This window comes from Oribacterium sp. P6A1, from assembly GCF_000702885.1.
GTDB lineage: Bacteria > Bacillota > Clostridia > Lachnospirales > Lachnospiraceae > Oribacterium.
This window is the reverse complement of sequence record NZ_JNKO01000003.1, coordinates 26795-49081: the sequence shown is the minus strand read 5'-3', so window position 1 is coordinate 49081 and position 22287 is coordinate 26795. Positions and strand designations below refer to the sequence as shown.

Annotated in this window: 16 protein-coding genes and 1 pseudogene; 12 read left to right on the top strand and 5 right to left on the bottom strand. The window is 43.6% G+C overall.

The window, feature by feature from the left end; genetic code table 11:
- Positions 1–183: 183 nt before the first annotated feature.
- The 3 genes from T515_RS02825 (at position 184) to T515_RS02815 (ending at position 2551) form a co-directional block, all read left to right on the top strand.
- Positions 184–621, top strand: coding sequence for an Hsp20/alpha crystallin family protein (locus T515_RS02825; protein WP_155988249.1), 438 nt, complete (start codon positions 184–186; stop codon positions 619–621).
- Between the two features lie 312 nt (positions 622–933).
- Entirely contained in the window at positions 934–1869 is a 936-nt protein-coding gene (locus T515_RS18550) for an MBL fold metallo-hydrolase (RefSeq protein WP_036607366.1), read from the top strand.
- A gap of 142 nt (positions 1870–2011) precedes the next feature.
- Positions 2012–2551, top strand: a complete 540-nt coding sequence (locus T515_RS02815) for a hypothetical protein (protein WP_036607363.1) — start codon at positions 2012–2014, stop codon at positions 2549–2551.
- Between the two features lie 111 nt (positions 2552–2662).
- On the opposite strand, the gene T515_RS02810 is transcribed toward T515_RS02815, so the two are convergent.
- Positions 2663–3016, bottom strand: a complete 354-nt coding sequence (locus tag T515_RS02810) for a hypothetical protein (protein ID WP_036607359.1) — start codon at positions 3014–3016, stop codon at positions 2663–2665.
- A 253-nt stretch (positions 3017–3269) separates the two neighbouring features.
- Here T515_RS02810 and T515_RS02805 point away from each other — a divergent pair, with 253 nt between their 5' ends.
- On the top strand, positions 3270–4646 hold the full coding sequence (locus T515_RS02805) for a hypothetical protein (protein WP_036607356.1): 1377 nt from the start codon (positions 3270–3272) through the stop codon (positions 4644–4646).
- A gap of 177 nt (positions 4647–4823) precedes the next feature.
- On the opposite strand, the gene T515_RS02800 is transcribed toward T515_RS02805, so the two are convergent.
- The 4 genes from T515_RS02800 to T515_RS16315 all read right to left on the bottom strand — a co-directional run bounded on the left by T515_RS02800 (position 4824) and on the right by T515_RS16315 (position 9509).
- Positions 4824–5621 carry a hypothetical protein gene (locus tag T515_RS02800; RefSeq protein WP_036607353.1) on the bottom strand — a complete coding sequence of 266 codons (798 nt, stop codon included), beginning with the start codon at positions 5619–5621 and terminating at the stop codon, positions 4824–4826.
- A gap of 15 nt (positions 5622–5636) precedes the next feature.
- Positions 5637–5777 carry a hypothetical protein gene (locus T515_RS17315; protein WP_155988242.1) on the bottom strand — a complete coding sequence of 47 codons (141 nt, stop codon included), beginning with the start codon at positions 5775–5777 and terminating at the stop codon, positions 5637–5639.
- Positions 5778–5796: 19 nt separating this feature from the next.
- On the bottom strand, positions 5797–7269 hold the full coding sequence (locus T515_RS16320; protein ID WP_051671368.1) for a response regulator: 1473 nt from the start codon (positions 7267–7269) through the stop codon (positions 5797–5799).
- A gap of 248 nt (positions 7270–7517) precedes the next feature.
- Positions 7518–9509 carry a sensor histidine kinase gene (locus tag T515_RS16315; RefSeq protein WP_051671367.1) on the bottom strand — a complete coding sequence of 664 codons (1992 nt, stop codon included), beginning with the start codon at positions 9507–9509 and terminating at the stop codon, positions 7518–7520.
- Between the two features lie 325 nt (positions 9510–9834).
- On the opposite strand from T515_RS16315, the gene T515_RS02785 reads away from it, so the two are divergent.
- From T515_RS02785 to T515_RS18395, 8 genes and pseudogenes are all read left to right on the top strand, one after another.
- Entirely contained in the window at positions 9835–11205 is a 1371-nt protein-coding gene (locus T515_RS02785) for an ABC transporter substrate-binding protein (protein WP_036607351.1), read from the top strand.
- Positions 11206–11536: 331 nt separating this feature from the next.
- Positions 11537–12469, top strand: coding sequence for a carbohydrate ABC transporter permease (locus T515_RS02780; protein WP_051671366.1), 933 nt, complete (start codon positions 11537–11539; stop codon positions 12467–12469).
- 301 nt (positions 12470–12770) lie between these two features.
- On the top strand, positions 12771–13607 hold the full coding sequence (locus T515_RS02775) for a carbohydrate ABC transporter permease (protein ID WP_036607348.1): 837 nt from the start codon (positions 12771–12773) through the stop codon (positions 13605–13607).
- Positions 13608–13856: 249 nt separating this feature from the next.
- Complete coding sequence (locus T515_RS02770; RefSeq protein WP_036607345.1) at positions 13857–15059, top strand: glycoside hydrolase family 88 protein; 1203 nt, start codon at positions 13857–13859, stop codon at positions 15057–15059.
- A 184-nt stretch (positions 15060–15243) separates the two neighbouring features.
- Positions 15244–17133, top strand: a complete 1890-nt coding sequence (gene uidA / locus T515_RS02765; protein ID WP_036607617.1) for a beta-glucuronidase — start codon at positions 15244–15246, stop codon at positions 17131–17133.
- Positions 17134–17231: 98 nt separating this feature from the next.
- Positions 17232–19103: a DUF2264 domain-containing protein gene (locus tag T515_RS02760; protein WP_036607615.1), complete on the top strand. Its 1872-nt coding sequence runs from the start codon at positions 17232–17234 to the stop codon at positions 19101–19103.
- Between the two features lie 135 nt (positions 19104–19238).
- Complete coding sequence (locus tag T515_RS02750) at positions 19239–21542, top strand: ABC transporter permease subunit (RefSeq protein WP_081832635.1); 2304 nt, start codon at positions 19239–19241, stop codon at positions 21540–21542.
- Positions 21535–22251 (top strand): annotated as a pseudogene (locus tag T515_RS18395) (amino acid ABC transporter ATP-binding protein); the annotation flags it as partial. The gene T515_RS02750 and the pseudogene T515_RS18395, both read left to right, overlap by 8 nt.
- Positions 22252–22287 lie beyond the last annotated feature (36 nt).

Sequence of the window (22287 nt, the reverse complement as noted above, 5' to 3'; positions counted from 1 at the left end):
CAAGTGCTAACAATAAGACTATAACATAGTTGTAAACAAAAAGAGGGATTCAAAAGATAGGGTTTTGATTTTCTCATATAACGATGAGTTAAGGATTTAAAACACTCACATCTTCATATGAGAAGCAACGAAACCAAAACATTATCTTCATGAATCTGATAATACAAAGGAGGAATTGATATGTTGTACATGCCTAGTATTTTTGGTGAGAACTTAATGGATGACCTTTTCGGTGACTTCGATAGAGACTTTTATTCAAAGTCTGCACAGAACAAACAGACTGCAAGTCTCATGAGAACCGACATCAAAGAAAACGACAAGGCCTATGAGATGGCAGTCGAGCTTCCGGGTTACAAGAAAGAGGATGTTAAGTTAGAGCTTACTGATGGATATCTTAAGATAAGCGCAGCACATAACGACAACAAAGAAGAGAAAGATAAAGAGGGCAGAGTGATCCGCCGCGAGCGTTACAGCGGTTCCATGCAGAGAACCTTCTATGTAGGCGATGACTTCACACCACAGGATATAGCAGCAAAGTTTGAGGACGGTATACTCAAGATCGACCTTCCGAAGAAGGAAGTAAAGCAGATCGAAGCTCCTAGCTACATCGAGATAAAGTAAAAAGGTAGTTGCTGTTCGGTAACAGTTCAGTTGTTATTTTCGGAACGGCTTGTGTCCCTGCTGAACTGTGATATAAATCGAACATCGTTACAAAAATAAAATCCAGACAAACTTCACAAATGATTTATTGTCATCAAAGGATACAGAATAAAGATTAATCTTCAATGAAAGTGGCTTATGGTATGACCGGATAAAAAATCCCTTCATATCAAAGCCACTGTTTTTTTATGTCTAATGTTTCCGAAAAAGAAGCCGACTATCCATTTGGACAGATTTCCGAGGATAGTACTTTATTACACAGGAGGGAACACTATGATCATCAAAGCAGTAAAACTATTTGAAAACGGATATATGACAAAGGCCTTTGCTTTTGGCGGGGAAGGAATGGAGGGAATCGATCCAACCATGAAGTATCGGTCCAGCCTCCAGAATTATGTAATCGACACAGGAAACGAAGTCATCCTTGTGGATACCGGTGTGCCTTCTGAAATGCCGGAACAGGTTCCGGATGAGAAAACCATGATCTATATGGGAAAGAAGATTGGCAATTATGTAGACGCCCTTGCTGATGCAGGATATAAGCCTGCGCAGGTCACAAAAATCCTTATCACCCATAAGCATGCCGATCATACAGGGGAACTGCGGGCTTTTCCAAATGCCACGATTTTCGCTGCAAGAGAAGAGTGTATGGCTGATGAACTTAAGTCTTTTTCCAATGTTGAACCCGTGGACTTTACTGACGGGGCTTACAAAAATTTTCCTGCTTCAAAGAAAATAACAGACGGCGTCTGGTTCATTGAAGCGAAGGGACATACAAAAGGCAACAGCATTGTGATCGTGGAAGATGGGGATCTGTTTTACATGATCCATGGAGATGTCACATATACGGATGAAGCCCTTTATGAAAACAAGCTGTCCATTGTATTTGAGGATGTTAAAGCAGCAAGAGTGACCCTTGATGCTGTTCGGGAGTTCATAAGAAACAATCCTACCGTATATCTTTCAACCCATACGCCCCTTGGTTATGAAAACCTTGAAGAAAAGAAAGTCATATATCTCGACAATCCTCCGGAGACTAAGCCCGTGGGAGAGATCTCCGTGGGAAAAGCAACCGGTAAATATATCTGCTCCGTTTGCGGCTATGTATACGATCCTGCAGAACATGACGGAAAAGCCTTTGAGGATCTTCCGGATGACTGGAAGTGCCCAAAATGCAAACAGGGAAAGGATAAATTCAATAAAGCATAGGTTTCTGAACGCAATCAAGGAAAAAGCGTTCAGAAATCCCGCTGAGCCGGATGGTTTTTTGTCTAAAACCTAAAGACACAAGTACGGATGTTGAATTTCCCCGTAAATTCAGCATTCCATAGCAAAAAAGGAGGTTATTACTATGAAAAGTCGTTTTAAAATCTTTTTCTTAACACTTCTTTTATCCTGTTTAACCGCTATCTCATCTTTTGCATACAGCAGCTATCTTAACAGTGCAGACCCTTTAAACGGCTTAGTTAAAGAAGACATATTAGTCCCCTTCAGGAAAGAAAACTGGTTTAACCCGCAGATCGAACATGATACTCAGACAGAAGCATATCAACTGGGGGCGTGGGCTTTATATAAGCTCCAAACTCCAAGTGAAGAATTGATACTTATGAGTACCGGTATCGGGAACAGCTATGAATGGGTATTCGGAACTGATGTAGCCAATAATTTCCAAAATAATTTCCCGTACTATTATGCGTATTATTTTGCCCTTAAAGACTACTATAATTCTAACGGCAGAAATAGTTACACTACATATGCTAATCTTTATGAAGACTATTATTTCTTTAATTCTGGCAATGCTGATGTCGCTATCAAGCAATTGTATTCAGATCTTCAGGTATTTATAACTGCAAGTAATAATGCCCTGAGAGCAAAGTATAAATATCGCTGAAGCCATAAACATCTGACGTAATATTGCTTGTTTTCTCGGATTTTTTTATAAGTGGAATAGACATATTTTAAAAAACCGGGCCTCTTAAAGCCCGGTTTTTTGCTGTTTATTTTATTTCACAACAGTAAACTCAATAACTGTTGCATCTGAGTACTCTTTATTTAATCTCCGTAATGGTGCATCATATTCCACAACACCGTTATCACATGCATCCTGAACATGAATATCCGAATAGCTATGGTATGAAACATTTCCGGCCTTATCAAACTTTTCTGTTACTTCTTCATCAATCGCAAGTACTCCGTCATCTGTAACAGTATACTTTTTTGTTGAATGATGAGAAACAGCATAGAGATATCCCTCTGAAACGGCAAGCGGATTTGCCGAACCTCCCGATGTCACATAACCACAGTACAGAATCTTATCCCCATTTTTTATGTAAATATCAGAATCAACAGCTTCCACAGTTTCTTTTTCCCCTGTGCTGATGATCTTTGATGCAACTAAAAGAGTATCTTTATTACCAAGCTTAACATAGGCATAGCCCGTATCCTTTGAAAGCTTAGGGAACCATTGGTGCCTGTCACTGTGCAGGAATGTCCTGTAGTTTTATAACCCGGTACTATGCTAAACTAATCGTATTAGACACTTTCGTCGATATAGATCATAACGTTATACAGTATCTCTTAGAGATACATTGGCAGAAAGGAATGATACGATGTACAAAGTATTGGAATTTGACAGCGAGAAAGCCGGAGACAAACTGAGCCATGGTGAGGATGTATTTCATGAAGCACTGAGAAAGCAGCTGGAATACTGCCATGTGTACAAGGATGATCAGCCGCTGTACGATCTCCAAAAAATCGACAATAATTACACGATAAAGACCAGCAAAGGCGCTCAGGACAATGGTTTCTCCGAGCTGTTTTTCAACTTCAACAATTACGACGAAAATGATGACCGCACCCTGAATCTGTCACTGATAAAACGCTTTGGTTCCCTTGAGATTGAGGAATTAACTGAGTACTCGGTTGTGATCGCAAAGCTCGCAGCATTAAAGCTTGATATGCATGTCTACGTAACGGATTCCCGAATCAGCCTGTTCATGTCTGATATGGCCAATGTACACATAGTAGAAGAGCTTCCAGGCCGCGAGGACTCTATGATCATCACAAAGGATTTTGTGATCGGTATATACATGGGAGATGTGAAAAAAAATCACTCCATTCCTCTTTTCAGCGAGATATTTTTCGTGCAGGGACTTGCAGATGGCAAAGACCTGTCAAAAATAAAGTATTGCCAAATAGAGTTCGATAAAATCATCGGCATCGGAGCAATCCTGGATACCTATAACAAAATCGAGGCATTGCTTGCCGGATTCGGCATTGAATGCTTCCTGAAAGAGCATTGTTCAAGATACAGCGATGAGATGCTGAACAGATATTTTGTTCTTAAGAAAAGGCCGTCAGATGCAAATGAGGACAATACCTGTATTTGTGCCGACTTTATCAAGCTGTATGTCATACCGACCTTCCAAATGATGCAGATTCCGTTAAAGGAAACGGTTATCGATGATGAATTCAATAATCAGATTGATGAATACTATGAGGCGGTGTTTGGTGATGACAAGGTACTGGGTGTTCTGATCCGAGGAACTGATTACAAGCTAACGGAAGTTGGTGCAAACCATAAGCAGGCTTCCGCAAAGATACTGATCCCTAAGATCAGAGAATTCATGGAAGAGTATCATTTTGACAAGATTTTTCTCGCAACCGAAGATAATGATGCTCTGGATGCCATATTCTCCGAATTTGGCAAAGATAAAGTTCGTGTGATAGCACAGGAGAGATTTTCAGTATCGGATTTCAAAAATATACATCTGATCAAAGATCTTGAAAAGGAAAAGAGGACAGGAGAAGCTTATGAGGCGGCGCTCGAGGACATTACTGTCAATTATTTCTATGCGCTAAGATTTCTGGCAAAATGCAACAGCTTCATAGCCAGCGGAACCTGCAGCGGTACAAAAATGGTTTTAGGTTTTAATGCAGGCAAATTTGAACATCAGTATATATTTAATCCCCTAACCGAAAGCTAAACATACTTATAAAATATGAGTAACCACTAAATACATAGTAGTAGTTTGAGTAATATAGCTGACACCATTACATAAATAAAATCCAAATCACCATTCACAAATGCACTGAGATTCAAATATAAATATCGCTAAAATAAAAAACCGGGCCTCACAAAGCCCGGTTTTTTGCTGTTTATTTTATTTCACAACAGTAAACTCAATAACATCAGAATCTGAGTACTCTTTGTTTAATCTCCGTAAAGGTGCATCATATTCCACAACACCGTTTTCACACGCATCCTGAACATGAATATCCGAATAGCTATGGTATGAAACATTTCCAGCCTTATCAAACTTTTCAGTTACTTCTTCATCAATCGCAAGTACTCCGTCATCTGTAACGGTATACTTTTTTGTTGAATGATGAGAAACAGCATAGAGATATCCCTCTGAAACAGCAAGGGGATTTGCCGAACCCCCGGATGTCACATAACCACAGTACAGAATCTTATCCCCATCTGCCATGTAAATATCAGCATCAACAGCTTCCACAGTTTCTTTTTCCCCGAAGCTGATGGTCTTTGATGCCACTAAAAGAGTATCCGTATTTCCAAGCTTCACATTTGCATAGCCCATATCCTTTGCAAGCTTAGAGATTACCTGATCAAATGTTTTACATTCTGAAACATCCACGGGAATGTGTTCACCTTCATCGGGAGCATCAGTCCCGGACTTGCTTGAAGCATCTAAAATGGTCTCAGGGATACTCTGAAGCTCGTTTCCGGCAGGGCCGGTTTTCTCTTCACTTTCCGCAGATTCAGAATGATCGGATGTCTCCGTGATAACTGATTTTACTGCTTCTTCTGTTTTTTCAATCTGCTTTGTTGTTTCTGCCTGTTCCGTTACGGCTTCCGGAATATCTGCTGAAGTACCGCATGCCCCAAGTGTAGCTGCAAAAATCATTGTCAGTGCCAAGGTTTGTAAATTCTTTTTCATATTTTGATTTTCCTCTTACTCCGAGACTTTCAACTTTTTGGCCATCTCCAGTTGCTCGTCTGTAGCATCAAGGAGTTTTCTGGCCATTTCCTCTGTGCCGCCATTATCCAGGAATTTTCTTATGGACTTAAGAATACCCAGCTCAAGTTCTGACACATCCTTCTATAGGGTATTTTCATCCCTCACTTTTTGCCTGAATAAATTCCCTGGGGGAAACTCCCGTCACCTTTTTAAAGACCTTTGAGAAGTAGTAGGCGGACTCGAATCCGAGGGCATCCGCCACTTCATAGACCTTCATATCATCAGAGAGGAGCATTTTCTTTGCATGCTCGATCTTTCTCGTATAAACGTACTCGGAAAAACCTATATCTGTGTTCTTTTTGAAGAGAACTGAAAGATATGCCGGGGAAAGACCAAAGGCATCGGCAATTTCATTAAGTTGGAGTTTTCCCTTCAGGTTCTCATCTATATAGTCCTGAATCATAGCTATAAGCTTATCTTTTCCGGAACGGCGGTTTGCACCCACGATGTGGCTGAACAGTCTGATGGCCGCATCCTTATCCGTTTCTTTTTCAGCAGTTTTAGCCTCTTCAAAAGTGGTATGTATATCCATGGGAGAGGAGACTGCAGTTCCTATACCAAAGCGGAGAGAAACATTGAAATAATTGTTTATCATGGTATGGGCATTTTCCACCGCTTCCTGAATGTGGGTCATGCTTTCCGCCACCGGAGTGTTCTCAGTAAAGAAGAAAATCACTGTAAAGTGTTCGATATCATTTGACACAAGATAGCAGGGGGCGTAGCGTTCAACGATTTCTCTCGTCATGGAAAGGCAGGAGCGGTACAATGTTATCATTCGGTCAGCTTCACTTTCCATAACTTTCTCAGAAATATCATTTGCATGATATCCGCTTTTATCAGGGCTTTCTCCCGGCCATTTACCTTTCACAGCACTTATATCATCAGTGTTTTTCTCATCTGTTTCAAAATCCCCTGACTCAATATCCGCATCATTTCGGGATAATGAATCAAAGGTACAGTTTTGATGTTTTTTACTGTCACCCGGAAGCACGATCTCCGCATATGCCGCGATATATCTGTTAAACTTGAAATCCATTCTGACATTAGTTGCTTCATGCTTCAGAGCAGCTTCATCCGGAAATTCTCCATGTAAAAGCTTCAGCATAAAGCGTTGTCTCAGTTCCTCAAGCTGAACCGTATCCGCATTCTGTGAAAGCTCCGGAGCTTTTTGAACAGCTGGCTTTCTCACCTGATTTACACGGGCGACAGCTTTCTTTATTGCCTCACTCAGCTGTTCCTTATCAAGCTCCACCTTCACAAGATAATCAACAGCCTGATAGGAGAGGGCCTTACGGACCATATCAAACTCTTCATAGGCTGTCAGCATGATAAATGCCGGCACCGGTCCGAAATTCTTACTGGATTCAGCAAGCAGCTCAAGACCTGTCATAACAGGCATCTTGATATCCGCGATAACTATGTCCGGTTTCTGTGCCCCTATGATATCAAGAGCATCCTTTCCGTTGGAAGCAGAACCTATCACCTCAACATTTTCAAATCCCTGTAACATGGATTTGAGCCCCACCTGAACCAGAGGCTCGTCATCAACAATCAAAACTCTATACATAAATTAACATTCCTATATTTACATGTATTGGCTATCGAATTTCACCGAAAATTTGATAGCCCTACTGGCATTGGGGGACGCTTTTTACTTGATAGCGTCCGAAAACCACACCTTAAAGAACCTTTTATTTCATGAAAGACTTTTCATTTATTATACAGCTCTATATTATAGATATCCGTATCTCATCATTCTACAACGATTCTGACTGATCACCCGCAAATGATATTTAGAAGCCTGATAAAGAAATCTTATTCCGCTTCAACAAACGGAAGCGTAAATCTCATCACAGTATACTCTGAAACCTCCGACTCAATGGAAAGCCCGTATTCCTCTCCGAAGGTATATTTTATCCTCTGAGAGACATTGGCAACTCCTATGTGGCGGAAGAAATCATCAGCCCCTTCCAGTTCACCCGAAAGAGTCTTTTCAATCTGCTCCTGAGTCATGCCGACACCGTTATCTTTGACCTCGATGATGAGAAGTTTTCTTTCCTTAGTATTTCTTTCAGATACTGTATCCGAATCCATTCCTGCAGATTCACCACTTTCTTCAGTAGTATGATTTTCTCTGACAAAATCACCGCTTTTTTCAGTGGTATGTTTTTCATTAACAGAATTCTTGCCGGAAACATTGTCATCATTAACTTCCCGGTTCACAGCATCAATCTCCATTGCTGCTCTATCATCTTTCAAATAAACCGAGAGCACTATCTTCCCGGCTCCGCCCTTAGGCTCGATACCGTGGAAGATAGCATTCTCGATGATGGGCTGAAGTGAAAATCTGTTCACAGAAGCCTTCAGAAGCGACTCATCCTTTATGTCATATTCAAGCTCAATGGTGCCGCCGTAACGATACTTCATGATGGTAAAATAGTCCTTCACCAGCTGAAGCTCCTTTTCCAGGCTGATGACATTCTCCTTGCTCTTTGAGATATTCCTGAGGAGTCGTGAAAGTGCGGTAGACATGTCAGCGATGCCCTCAGACCCTTGAATGGTGGCCATCCACTTGATGGTATTCAGAGTATTGTACAGGAAGTGCGGGTTTATCTGGGACTGAAGTATCTGATATTCCAGTTCCTGCTTTTTCTTCTCATCCTGAACCTTCTTTTCCATAAGATTCTGTACATTCAAAGCCAAGGTGTTAATGCCTCCGCCTATAGCTCCCAGCTCCGAATCCCACTCTATGGACTCGTCACGGGTGAAATCTCCCTTGCCTATCCTGTCAAGCTTTTTGAGAAGCTTAGTTATAGGAACATTTATCACATGATTCATACGGTACCAAAGCAGAAGTCCGATACATATAATGAAAAATCCCATGAGTCCGATGACAGCTATATAGAAGTTCATCCTGATGTTCATGCTTCTCTGTGACGGAAGAAGATACAGTGTAAATGCCTTGTTCCTGAGTCTGTAACTTACAGTCCCGTCAGGCACGGAACACTCCGTGAGCCTGCCCTCTTTATACTCATATTTATGACCCTCACCTATGGACACAAAGACTCTTTCATCCTGTTCAAGTCTGTAATCACTAAAGATGGATGTAATGATGGTGGGTGACAGTTCCATATAAACAAAGCCTACAATGGCAGAGGAGGATGAAGACTGTATAGGTCTCACCATAGGGATAATGCTGTCCTCTGAATGAGCATTGACAGGACTCTGCTTTAATCCGAAGTACCGGAAGTCATCCGCATCAAGAAGCTGATAAAAGTAATTGGTAGACATTATCTTTCCTGTGACACCGGTAGAAGAGGTGATGGCTGCATTCTTTATGGATTGGAGATAATGTCTGCCATCCATGGTGCTCACCAGAACTCTCTGAATATGCCTTGTACGTCCCATGGCATTATATTCATCATTAAAATGCTCCCATGTGGAAAGGGCAAGGCGCCTCTCAACCCTGTTTTTCTCCTGCTGCTCCTCATAAGTCAGTGGTTCTTCTCCGGATGAAGTTCTCCCCGACGCTGTCATCCTGTTAAGGTAGGTGTTTATGGTACTGTCTATGGTGGTCCAAAGCGCAAAGTTTGTTGCATTATCCAGTGACTTATCCATCTCCGAGCCTAACAGCTGCAGGCTGCTAAGAGCAGTCTGCCTCACATTTCGTCTCAGATTATCTCTAATGTAAAAAAAGCTGATGGCTGTGATCATGAGAGATATCAGAATGGCAAATCCCATGGAATACACCACAATCTGAAATCTTATGGAACTGAATCTTTTATTTATATCCGGACCAATTTTCATACGATCTCTGTCCTTTATAAGTTCGTTTTAGTCTTTTATATCAAAAAATGTAGCCAAAAGAACCGAATTGAAATTTTCTACATCTTTTTCAAATAAAAATACATCTTTTAAAAACCTGCTAAAAAAAAGCAAAATTACTCTGAAAAAATTGTATTCCGTTAAAAACAGAGAAATTCTACAATAAATTCAGACTTAAGGCAATGTGCCGGAAACACTCAAGAGAGTGTAGACATTGACCCACTGGACACAGTCGTATCAAAGACTGTACGTGGTTCCGGCAAAAAATCAAAGAGGGTTATAATAACCCGACAATAGGAGGACAAACATGAAGAAGATCGTTAGTTCATTACTTGTTGCATCCATGGCTGCAACATCTCTTGCAGCTTGCGGCGGAAGTTCAACAACTGCTACAACCGCAGCTGCTGCCGCAACAACAGCAGCTGCCGCCGAAACAAAGGCACAGGAAGAGAAGGCTACAGAAGCTGCAACAGAAGCAGCAGGCGGAGAAGCCGTAACACTTAAGTGGGCACTTTGGGATGCATCATCCATCACTTACTATCAGCCGCTTATCGATGCTTACAAGGCTGAGCACCCAAATGTAAACATTGAAATGGTGGACCTTGGTTCAACAGACTATTCAACTGTTCTCGGAACACAGCTTTCCGGTTCAGGTTCAGATTTCGACGTTGTTACCATCAAGGATGTTCCGGGTTACATGACACTCGTTAACAAGGGCGTTCTTGAACCACTGAATGACAAGATCAAAGAGGCAGGAATCGATCTTAAGCAGTACGGCGGAATCACAGATCAGGTAACTATCAACGACAGCCTCTATGAGCTTCCTTTCCGTTCAGACATCTGGGTTCTTTACTACAACAAGGACGTTTTCGACAAGGCAGGAGTTGATTATCCCACAAACGATATGACATGGGAGCAGTACGATGAGCTGGCCCGCAAGGTAACAGATACAACACCGGGTTCCGAAGTATACGGTGCTCACTATCACACATGGAGATCAACAATCCAGCTTGACGGTATCCTCGACGGAAAGAACACCATCGTAGGCGGCAACTATGATTTCACAAAGCCATACTATGAGATGGTTCTCAAGCAGCAGCAGGACGGTGTCTGCATGGATTATGCAACGCTTAAGACACAGGGTCTTCACTACAGCGATGCATTTGCACAGGGTAATGTTGCCATGATGAATATGGGTTCATGGTTCATCGCAACTCTCATCAACAAGATCAAGTCAGGCGAGTACACAGACTGCACAAACTGGGGCATGGTTAAGTATCCTCACGCTGAGGGTGTAGAGGCAGGTTCAACACTTGCAACCATCACAGCTCTTGCACTTCCTACATCTGCTCCTCACAAGGACGAGGCCTGGGACTTCATCAAGTTCGTAACAGGAGAGAAGGGTGCTCAGGTTCTTGCCGAGACAGGCAATATCCCTGCTATGACAAACGAGAACATCGTTTCAGCCATCGCATCTATGGATGGTTTCCCTCAGGACGATACTTCCAAGGAAGCTCTCATCACATCTCACACATACCTTGAGATGCCTGCAAATGACAAGTCATCAGAGATCGAGACAGTTCTCAACGAGCAGCATGATCTCATCATGACAGAGTCTTCAACAATCGATGAGGCAGTTCAGGCTATGAACGAGGGCGTTCAGGCTATCATCGGCTAATGCTTACACTTTTGTGACTGAATAATTCACTTGAATCAAAAACTTATCAGGGCTGTCGTGCGACAGTGCGGCAGCCCTTATTCTATGAAAATCTTTCTGATAAATCAGAAGATATCTAATCGCTTATTTCTAAATTCCCCCGACTATACAAAACGGTTTAAGGCAGGATTCTGCAAAAGAGATCATATCTATTTCCTATGATGTTTTTTGCTGAATGCAGTTTTAAATCAAATGATATTTCAGGTTTTCCATGAAAACCCTGCATGTAGCGTCAGCCGTCGACGAAGTCGAATTTCAACCGGCTGACATCACAAAACTCAGGAGGCACCATATGACAGCAGCTACAACTGTAAGAACAACCGGCGTAGAAGAAGCAAATCGCAGAAAATTTAAACAGGCACTGGTTGCCTATTCCTTTATAGCTCCGAATTTCATCGGTTTCGCCATCTTTACTCTGGGTCCCATCATCCTCGCCATGATCATGGCATTTATGGAGTGGGACGGTAGTAACCCGTGGAAATTCGTAGGTATTCAAAACTTTGTAACTATCTTTTCGGATGACCGTTTCCTGGCATCTCTCAAGAACACAGTTATCTACAGCATCTTTACAGTGCCTCTTACACTGATGATAGCTCTCGGCCTCGCCATCCTTCTCAACCAGAAGATAAAAGGCAGGAACTTCTTCAGAACAGTGACCTTTTTCCCATACGTAGCTTCACTTGTTGCGGTAGCCGCTGTCTGGAACATGCTTTTCACACCTGCAAAGGGCGGAGTCATCAATCAGCTTTTACTGAATATTTTTCATATTCCCGCTCTCAAGTGGGCCGCATCACCTAAGACGGTTCTCATGACCATCATCATGTTCTCCATCTGGAAGAATATGGGTTACTACATGGTCATCTATCTTGCAGGTCTTCAGAACATCAACACAGAGCTTTATGAGGCGGCAGGACTTGATGGTGCCAATGTCTGGCAGAAGTTTAAATATGTGACTGTTCCCCAGTTAAAGCCTACCACCTTTTTCGTCATCATCATGCTCACCATCAACTGCTTCAAGGTATACGACATCGTATATATGCTGGCAGGAGGAAGCAACGGAGTCATTAACAAATCCGCCATCGTTCTTGTTTACTACATTTACGAAGAGGCTTTCAGAAACTGGAATCTCGGTATCGCAAGCGCAGGCTCTCTGGTACTTTTCGCCATCGTTCTTGCCATCACCATCATCCAGTTCAGCGGCGAGAAGAATTACGCTAATGATTGATGTGGCAAGTTCTGTAAGAACTTGGCATGTAGCGTCAGCCCCGAGCGATAGCGAGCTTTAAATGGGCTGACGTTCCCAGAAACGCCAACGCCGGCCCTCGAGCGCCAGCGAGCTTTAAATGGGCCGGCTTTCCCAGATAATGTGGCAGATTCCGAAGGGATCTGGCACCCAACGCCGGCCCTCGAGCGACAGCGAGCCTTGAATGGGCTGGCTTTCCCAGAAACGCCAACGCTGGCCTTCGCGAAGCGAACCTTAAATGGGCCGGCTTTCCCCAATTAATGAGGCAGGAGGATATTTCAAAATGAAAAGCAAATCAACCAATGAAACAATCGGAAAAACTCTTGTATATACAGTACTTATAGTGTTTGCAGCGATAATGCTCATTCCTTTCATTTGGATGATCACAGCATCACTTAAGTTCAACAAGGACATCTTCGTTATACCTTATCAGTGGTTCGGCTATGAGCCACAGTGGAGAAACTATCTTGATATCTGGACCAAGATACCTCTTCTTACTTTCACAAAGAATACAGTGAAGCTTACACTTATCGTAACTTTCTTCCAGCTTCTTACATCAAGCTTTGCGGCTTATGCATTTGCAAAATTAAGATTCAGGGGAAGAGACTTCCTGTTCCTTGCATATGTAGCAACCATCGCTATCCCATGGCAGTCCTACATGGTTCCCCAGTTCCTTTTCATGAGAAGACTTGGACTTGCAGATACCCACCTGTCCATCATCATACTTCAGGCATTCACAGCCTTCGGTGTTTTCATGATGCGTCAGTTCTATGAGGGCATCCCTGATTCGCTTTGTGAGGCAGCCAGAATCGACGGCATGAGCGAGTATCAGATATATCTCAGCATCATGCTTCCCCTTTCCAAGCCGGCTCTTTCAACTTTAACTATCTTCACCTTTGTAAATACCTGGAATGACTTCCTGGGACCACTTATCTATCTGACTTCAGAAAGCAAGAAAACTCTTCAGATCGGTCTCAAGATGTTCATATCACAGTATTCCGCAGAGTACGGTCTCATTATGGCCGCTTCCTGCATAAGCCTTATTCCGGTAGTCATAGTTTTCCTGATGCTTCAGAAGTACTTCGTAGCAGGAATTGCAAGCTCCGGTGTAAAGGGCTGATAATTAATCCATGAAATAATGGTACCGGTACATACACAAACACTATTTCAATGAAAGTGTATGTTGCTCCGCATTCGGCAGGCAGCTTACGAATCTTTCATAAAATCAACTACCTTTTTTTAACCTATTAACTCATGATTGATCCTCATGTTTACTAATCATCCGGTATCATTTTTTCAAAAGAAACCGAAGTCATATTTGAACTTCGGTTTCTTTTATATGATATATCAGAAAGGAATCCATCAAATCATGGCAACTTGGATAAACGAACATAATATAGCTCAATATAAAGAAATATCAGCGGAAGAGGTGACTGCCGCTCTGGATTTTGCAGTCACTCAGGTGGAAAGGAATCTTCCGGATTTTACAGACAGTTTCCCGGGACCTGCAAGCTTTTCCGGTTTCTATAAACCTGGAGAGAACAGGAACTGGACCACCGGCTTCTGGACAGGAGAGATATGGCTATCCTATGAAAGAGCCTCTGGGGAAGAGCGTGAAAAGCTTTTAAAAGCCGGTCTTACCCAGGTTTCATCCTTTCACAAAAGGATCAAAGAAAGATTCGATGTAGACAACCATGACATGGGTTTCCTTTTCAGTCCATCCTGTGTTGCGGCCTACAAGCTTACAGGAAATGAAACTGCCAGAGAAGCCGCCATACTTGCAGCGGAACAGCTCATAAGAAGATTCCATCCTGTAGGTGAATTCCTGCAGGCCTGGGGTTCCATGGATGATCCCGGGAACTACAGGTTCATCATAGACTGCCTTCTGAATCTTCCGCTTTTATACTGGGCATCAGAGGTAAGCGGTGATGTGAAATACAGAGACATTGCCGAAAAACATATACATACCACAATGAAATATATTCTGCGGGATGATGACTCCACCTGGCATACGGTTTTCCTTGATCCTAAGACAGGGGATTTCTCTCATGGTTCTACCTGTCAGGGTTACAAAGACGGTTCAGCCTGGGCGAGAGGTCAGGCATGGGGTATTTACGGTACAGCAGTGGCCTACAAGTACACAAAGAGAGAAGAGTACATCGCATATTTCAAGCGTATCGCCACCTATTTCCTGAATCATCTTCCTAAAGACCTGGTTCCTTTCTGGGATCTCACCTTCGGTGACGGAGATGAGGCTTCAGAGCCCAGGGACTCAAGCTCAGCCGCTATAGCCGCCTGCGGAATGCTTGAGATGTCAAAGTACATGAAGGAAGAGGATGCCGGATACTACAGATCCATCGCAAAGAAGTTAATGAAGGCTCTGTATGACGGATACCGTGTGACCGACAGCAAAAAATCAAACGGTCAGATACTTCACGGAACCTACAGCAAAAAAACTCCCTTCAACACCTGCACGGAAGAAGGTGTGGACGAATGCATAATCTGGGGAGACTACTACTACATGGAAGCCCTGACAAGACTGAGTGTCCCGGACTGGAAGATTTACTGGTAATGAAAGACCTAAGATAAACTCAGATTAAGCTTAAGATAAATGAAAACAGCAGTGTGTGATCTTAAGTGATTATGATAAAGAAAATCATCAGTGTAATCTTTAGTAATTAATGATGAAGAAAAACAGCAGTGTAATCATAAGTGTCAATCACCCCCTCACTGATGATTCCCAGAATGGAGCAGCTATGTTATTTCCAATAGAAAATAAATCAAGGGCCGTCATGAAGCTTGACGGTCTCTGGAAATTTAAAATCGATAAAGGTGAAGCCAAGACCGGGCAGTGGGAAAAGCATTTCCCAAAGGATGCGGAGGAGCTTTATGTTCCTGCATCCTACAACGACCAGCGGGAGGATCCGGTTTACAGAAACCACACCGGAGAAGCCTATTATGAAAAAACCTGTGTGGTTCCCGGCTTTTTCAAAGGCCAGCGCCTGTTCTTAAGATTTGACGCCGTAGCACACGACAGTACAGTGTGGCTTAACGGAGAAAAGCTCATGACTCATAGAGGCGGCTTCCTTCCATTTGAAGCTGAAATAACAGATCTTGTGACACCCGGTGAAGAAATAAAACTGACGGTTTCCTGCAACAACCGTGTGGATCACCACACTCTGCCTATGGGAAATGAAGAGGGTACAGCCTTCTTCGGTTCTGACAATGCTCAGGTTCCTGCAGTTCAAAAGGCAAAGGAGCACCGCGGCACCGTAAACCTTCCCAATTTCGATTTCTTTAACTATGCAGGAATCAACCGCCACGTTTCCATCTACACAACACCTTCGGATTACATAAAGGATGTAACCATAGTGCCGGAAGTGAACGGGGATGATGGGGTTGTGAATTACAGTGTTGAGGTTTCAAAATCCAATGCCACTGAAAAAGTTACGGCTGATGGGTGTGAAGCCTCCTTAAAAAACTGCAAATCAGAAACCGGCTCACAGGATGAGGCTGAAAGTCTTATCACTGTTTCAGTTCTGGATCGTGATGGCGAAGTCATCGCCGAAGCAAAAGGTCCATCCGGGACCATCCGTATTCCCGATGCACATCTCTGGAACCCATGGCCTGAGGATCCCTATCTCTACAGCCTCCGGGTACGCTTCGGTGAAGACGAATACACTGAGGAATTCGGCATTCGCACCGTGAAAGTCGAAGGCACTAAATTCCTTATCAACGGAAAGCCCTTCTACTTCAAAGGCTTCGGTAAGCATGAGGACTTCTATGTTTCCGGCAGAGGCATTAACGAAGGACTCAATGTAAAGGATGTGAGCCTTCTTCACTGGATTGGAGCCAACAGCTTCAGAACAAGTCATTATCCTTATGCAGAAGAGATGTACAGGCTCTGTGACAGAGAGGGTATCGTAATCATTGACGAAACACCGGCTGTGGGCATCGCAGGCGGCGGAGTAGCGGATCCCTACACCTTCCCCATAAAGGACTACCATAAAAGTATCCTAAGGGACCTTGTGGCAAGAGACAAGAACCATCCTTCAGTGGTAATGTGGTCTCTAGGAAACGAGCCAGACACCGAGAATTTCCCGGAGTCCGCCTACAGGTACTGGCATGAACTTTACGAATACACCCATGAGCTGGATCCTCAGAACAGACCTGTAACTCTTGTGTGCTGCCAGAATGACTACACAAGGGACATCACCACAAGAACCATGGATGTGGTCTGCATTAACCGTTATTACGGCTGGTACAACTTAAGCGGAGACCTGGACAGCGCGATTTATGCATGGAATCTGGAACTTGATTTCTGGGCAGAGCAGGGAAAGCCTGTGATGGTAACAGAGTACGGCTGCGACACCCTGCCGGGACTTCACGGAACCGTTGCGGAGATGTGGACGGAGGAATTTCAGACGGAATACTATCGTCGTATAGATGCTGAGTTTGACAAGCGGGACTTCTTTATGGGAGAGCAGTGCTGGGCCTTTGCAGATTTCGGCACCATCCAGGGAGTGTATCGGGCAGACGGTAACAGAAAGGGTGTCTTCACCAAAGAGCGTCGTCCGAAGATGGCTGCACATTTCCTGAAGAGCCGTTGGGAGACCCTTCCGAATTTCGGATATAAGAGTAATTAAAATACGATATGTTCAAGTTCAAAGTGTGTTCAACAGGGCTCTGTATTATCCTGCTGAACACACTTTTGGACTATACTCATACATTGAAGGTAATTAACATGAAATTATTTAAAGATTTAACCCCATCTGACCTGTCAGATAAACAAAAAGCGCAGAAGGTACTTCTTCAATTGTTAAAATCACTTATTCCGTTTTACTCAGAATCAGGAGCGAGACTCCGCATAGGAGATACCGGAACCCACTATGAACTGTCTTCCCAGGAGATGGAGGCCTTTGCACGACCTCTTTGGGGGCTGGTTCCTCTTTTGGCAGGGCTTTCCGAAGAAGAGAAATCTACAGTTTTAACTAAAGTCAATAAAACTGCCATAATGGAAAATAAAACCCTCAAGGATGGTTTCTGCTCCGATTCGTATACTGCATGTACTTCATCAAAGGACTCTGAACATATTCCCTCACTACTGGCTCTGATTTCCGAACTGGTAAGAATCTATATCAGGGGAATAGAAGCAGGAACCGATCCTGAGTCTCCTGACTATTGGGGACTTTGTCATGACTTTGATCAGAAATTCTGCGAAATGCCGGCTATTGGTTTTGCCCTGCTTTACGCCCCTGAATTTTTCTTTGATACCCTTTCCGATAGAGTAAAGGAAAATCTTTCTGACTGGCTTAATGAATGTAACCGCCACAACCTCTGCGCCTGCAACTGGCAGTTCTTCCAGATCATCACAAACCTTGCCCTTAAGGTTCGCGGTCTTCCATACAGCAAAGAAAATATGGAAAACGGCCTCCGGATGATTGACGAATACTACGGAAAAGGCGGATGGTACAACGACGGTAACGGCGGAGACAAGGACTACTACAATCCTTTTGTGATGCTTAGCTTCGGACTTATATACAGAGAGTTCATGAAGGAGGTCGACCCTGAACATTCTGAAAGATTTCTCGAAAGAGCCATGGCCTTTGGTAAGGATTTTGAGTACTTCTTTGATGACAGCGGCGCCTGCTTCCCCTACGGAAGATCCATGACCTACCGCTTTGCTCAGAGTGCATTCTGGTCAACCTGTCTCATGACAGAAGTGTACCCTATACCGAAGACACGTATCCTTCAGCTTCTTTGCAGGAATCTATCATGGTGGCTTAACCGGCCTATCTTTGACAATGCCGGCATCCTAACCATAGGTTACGGTTATCCGAATCTTCAGATGTCGGAAAGCTACAATGCTCCCGGTTCCCCATACTGGGCTCTGCAGGCATTTTTCTATCTGGCTCTGAAAGATGATGATGAAATCTGGGACTTCACAAATACAGATATATCTTTATCCGGTTCAGTTACCTCTTCAACCTGTGAAACCGAAACATTATTCCTTCCCCATGTACCCATGCTTTTGCAGCGTGGCTATAAGGATGGACACTGTACTCAGGTAGTGGCTCTGGTTCCCGGTAAGACAAACCATGAAGGCCACAGCCATAATGTTGAAAAGTATTCGAAATTCGCCTACAGCAGTAAATTCGGTTTCAGCATTGCCCGCTCAAACATGAACCTTCAGGAAAATGCCCCTGACTCCACCCTTGCATTTGTAATAGACGGTTTCGTTTACACAAAAAACATGACAGAAGAGGACTATATAATCGATAAAGACCATGTAGAGATGCACTGGAGCCCCGTAAGAGGCATTGATGTCATAACAGTACTCCGCCCGACAGAAAGGGGACATATCAGAGAGCATATGGTAAAAGTTTCCGGGAAACTTTATAAAGACGTTGAGATAAAAGCTTATGATTGCGGATTCGCAGTACCTGAAAACGAAGATGCCTGTACTGTTCATTCTCTGGGATGCGAAGGAAGAGTGGAACTGTTGATTCCTGAGCCTAACACTAACCTGATTTATCCAAAAACAAGGATACCGATGTGTGTTTACGATATCAACTCAGGAGATAATTATTTGAAAACAGAGTTTATTTATCTATAAAACCGATTGACTCATGACCGGCTTAAGCTCAAAATTAAGCTTACGTATGGTCATGAGTTTTTTTACCATAATCAAACAGGTTTTCCTGCCGATTTCATATATATACAAAATCACGAGTATGAAAGGTTTTTTATTATGAAAAATGTTTTTAAGAAACTGTTTTGTATCTTTTCTCTGGCATTTCTTTTTCTGCCCGTTTTTTTCTCCGAAAAAGCACTGGCTGACAGCGGCGCCCCCGGCTCCGATTCCGGCATACACTGGCAGGACTATAAGGTAAAACGATTAGGCGTCCTCACGGGAACTCTTATGGAGGATGCTGCGGCCAGATATTTTCCCGATTGTGAGTACCTGTATTACAACAATTATCCTGACTGTAATTCAGCACTTCTTGCAGGAAAGATAGATGCCTACTTAGGAGACGAGCCTAACCTGAAGACCATGCATGCAGAGAATCCTGAGATCGATTACATTCACGACCGTATAACCAGTCAGGACTACAGCTTCGCTTTCCGTAAAAACGACGAGAAGAGCGCAGCACTCTGCGAGGAATTGAATGAATTCCTGAAGAAGATCCGCACAGACGGTACACTTCAGGAAATAGACGACATCTGGATGGGTGTCGACGAAGAGAAGAAAACAGTACCCATGGATGACCTCTCAGGAGAGAAGGGCACCATCCATGTCATCACCACCTCCACAGACATGCCCTGGTCCTACATAAAGGACGGAAAAAATGTTGGTTATGACATAGATCTGGTAGTCAGATTCTGCCGTGACAGAGGCTATGCTCTGGATCTTGGGGATGTGGATTTTTCTGCCAGAATCCCTGCCATACAGTCCGGTAAATACGATTTCACCACGGATATGAATGTCACTCCCGAGCGCTCTGAAGAGGTGCTGTTTTCCGATCCCACAAGCTCTGGCGGTATAGTGCTTGCCGTTCCGGCAAAAAGTCTTTCATCTTTCACAGAAAACCTTGCTTCCCCTAAAGAAGCTGAATATAAGACCTTTGATGAATTGAACGGAAAAACCATTTCCATGCTTAACGGAGCTCCCTTTGAATCACTTATTTCCTCCAAGGTAAAAAGCGCAAAGGAGTATACCTACTTCACATCCCTGGCTGACATGATTCTTGGCATCAAAACCCATAAGACCGATGCCGGATTTATGAACAATGCGGTGGCCGAGCTGGCTGCAAACAGAGATGACGAGCTGGCCCTTTTCCCCATAAATCTAGGTGAAACAACCTTTGGATTCGGTTTCGCAAAAGATGATTCTCGTATAGAAGAGTGGCAGGCAGCCTATGACAGGATCCCGGAATCCACAAAAGATGCTCTTTGGAAAAAATGGACAGGGGCCGATGAATCCGTAAAAACTGTTCCGGTTCAGGATTGGCCCGGTAAAAACGGCACTGTGACCGTAGCGACAGGTGATGCTTTACAGCCTATGAGCTATGTGGGTACAGGCGGGGAGGTTCTTGGTCTTGACGTGGAAATGCTGCTCCTAATTGCCAAAGATCTGGATGTACATGTTGAGTTCATCCCTCTTGATCTCTCAGCCGTTCTTTCTTCCATAGGATCCGGAAAAGCAGATATCATCAGCGGTTCACTTGTTGTTACGGATGAACGAAAGGAATCTCTGAACTTTATAGAATATCTTCCTGCATATTATGTTCTTATCGTGAGAAGTGCAAGCACCGCCGGAAGAACAGAAGACAACACTTTCCTCGGCAGCCTTAAGGAAAGCTTTGAAAAAACCTTTATAAGAGAGGACCGGTACAAGCTGTTCATTTCCGGAATTCTCACTACCCTCATCATAACCTCACTTTCCATAGTTTTCGGTACGATCCTCGGTTTTCTTATCTACATGTTATGCAGAAATGGAAACAAGGCTGCCAATGCCTTTGCCGTTTTCTTTGTGTGGCTGGTACAGGGCATGCCCATGGTAGTGCTTCTCATGATCCTGTACTACATCATTTTCGCAAAATCACAGCTGAGCGGAACTGCTGTGGCTATAATAGGCTTTACCCTTGTATTCGGTTCCGGTGTATTCGGAATGCTTAAATCCGGAGTCGGAGCCATCGATAAGGGGCAGACTGAAGCCGCCTTTGCTCTTGGATACGGAGATATACATTCCTTCTTCCGTATCATACTCCCACAGGCGGTACCTCATTTTCTGCCGGCTTTCAAGAGCTCCATAGTATCACTTGTGAAAGCCACCGCCATAGTCGGTTACATAGCCGTTCAGGATCTCACTAAAATGGGAGACATCGTACGTGGAAGGACCTATGAAGCATTTTTCCCGCTTATAGCTGTAGCGGTTATATACTTTATTCTTGGCGGACTTCTCACCTTTATCGTGGGTCATATCGAAACAGGCATTGACCCGAAAAAGAGAAATCGTGAAGATATACTTAAGGGGGTGAATACTCATGATTGAGATCCGAAACCTTACAAAAAAATACAACAATGTATCACCGCTTAAAGATGTTTCCTTCACCATAAATGATGGAGACGTTATAGCTGTGATCGGACCTTCAGGCACAGGAAAATCAACCCTTATCCGCTGCATGAACCTTCTGGAAAAACCCACCTCGGGGCAGATCATATTTGACGGCGAAGACATTACCAGAAAAGGCTATGACATAAAAAAAGCGAGACAGAAGATGGGAATGGTATTCCAGTCCTTCAACCTCTTCGGGCATCTCACGGTCATTGAGAACCTGATGCTGGCACCCATGGATCTTTTGAAAAAAGGCAGGCAGGAAGCCTATGATAAGGGCATGGAACTTCTGAAAAGAGTGGGAATGGAGGACAAGGCCCTGAGCTATCCGTATGAACTTTCCGGCGGTCAGAAGCAGCGTGCCGCCATCGCGAGAACCCTTGCCATGGATCCGGAGGTCATACTTCTTGACGAGCCTACCAGTGCCCTTGATCCAACCATGGTATCAGAGGTACAGGCGGTAATAAGGGACCTCTCAAGAGGCGGAACCACCATGATGATAGTGACCCATGAAATGAATCTGGCAAGAAGCATATCAAACAGGGTTTTCTACATGGATGAAGGCGGAATCTATGAGGAGGGAAGCCCTGAGGAAATCTTTGACGCTCCGAAGAAAGAGCTAACCAGAAGATTCATCAGGAAACTGAAGGTATTTGAAGCAGTCATTGATACAAACTCCTAT

Bases quoted from the DNA above. Each gene is read 5' to 3' on its own strand.
- T515_RS02770 (WP_036607345.1), top strand. From the start codon at position 13,857: ATGGCAACTTGGATAAACGAACATAATATAGCTCAATATAAAGAAATA.
- T515_RS02775 (WP_036607348.1), top strand. From the start codon at position 12,771: ATGAAAAGCAAATCAACCAATGAAACAATCGGAAAAACTCTTGTATAT.
- T515_RS18550 (WP_036607366.1), top strand. From the start codon at position 934: ATGATCATCAAAGCAGTAAAACTATTTGAAAACGGATATATGACAAAG.
- T515_RS02750 (WP_081832635.1), top strand. From the start codon at position 19,239: ATGAAAAATGTTTTTAAGAAACTGTTTTGTATCTTTTCTCTGGCATTT.
- T515_RS16315 (WP_051671367.1), bottom strand. From the start codon at position 9,509: ATGAAAATTGGTCCGGATATAAATAAAAGATTCAGTTCCATAAGATTT.
- T515_RS16320 (WP_051671368.1), bottom strand. From the start codon at position 7,269: ATGTATAGAGTTTTGATTGTTGATGACGAGCCTCTGGTTCAGGTGGGG.
- T515_RS02815 (WP_036607363.1), top strand. From the start codon at position 2,012: ATGAAAAGTCGTTTTAAAATCTTTTTCTTAACACTTCTTTTATCCTGT.
- T515_RS02760 (WP_036607615.1), top strand. From the start codon at position 17,232: ATGAAATTATTTAAAGATTTAACCCCATCTGACCTGTCAGATAAACAA.
- T515_RS02805 (WP_036607356.1), top strand. From the start codon at position 3,270: ATGTACAAAGTATTGGAATTTGACAGCGAGAAAGCCGGAGACAAACTG.
- T515_RS02800 (WP_036607353.1), bottom strand. From the start codon at position 5,621: ATGAAAAAGAATTTACAAACCTTGGCACTGACAATGATTTTTGCAGCT.
- T515_RS02780 (WP_051671366.1), top strand. From the start codon at position 11,537: ATGACAGCAGCTACAACTGTAAGAACAACCGGCGTAGAAGAAGCAAAT.
- T515_RS02785 (WP_036607351.1), top strand. From the start codon at position 9,835: ATGAAGAAGATCGTTAGTTCATTACTTGTTGCATCCATGGCTGCAACA.
- uidA (WP_036607617.1), top strand. From the start codon at position 15,244: ATGTTATTTCCAATAGAAAATAAATCAAGGGCCGTCATGAAGCTTGAC.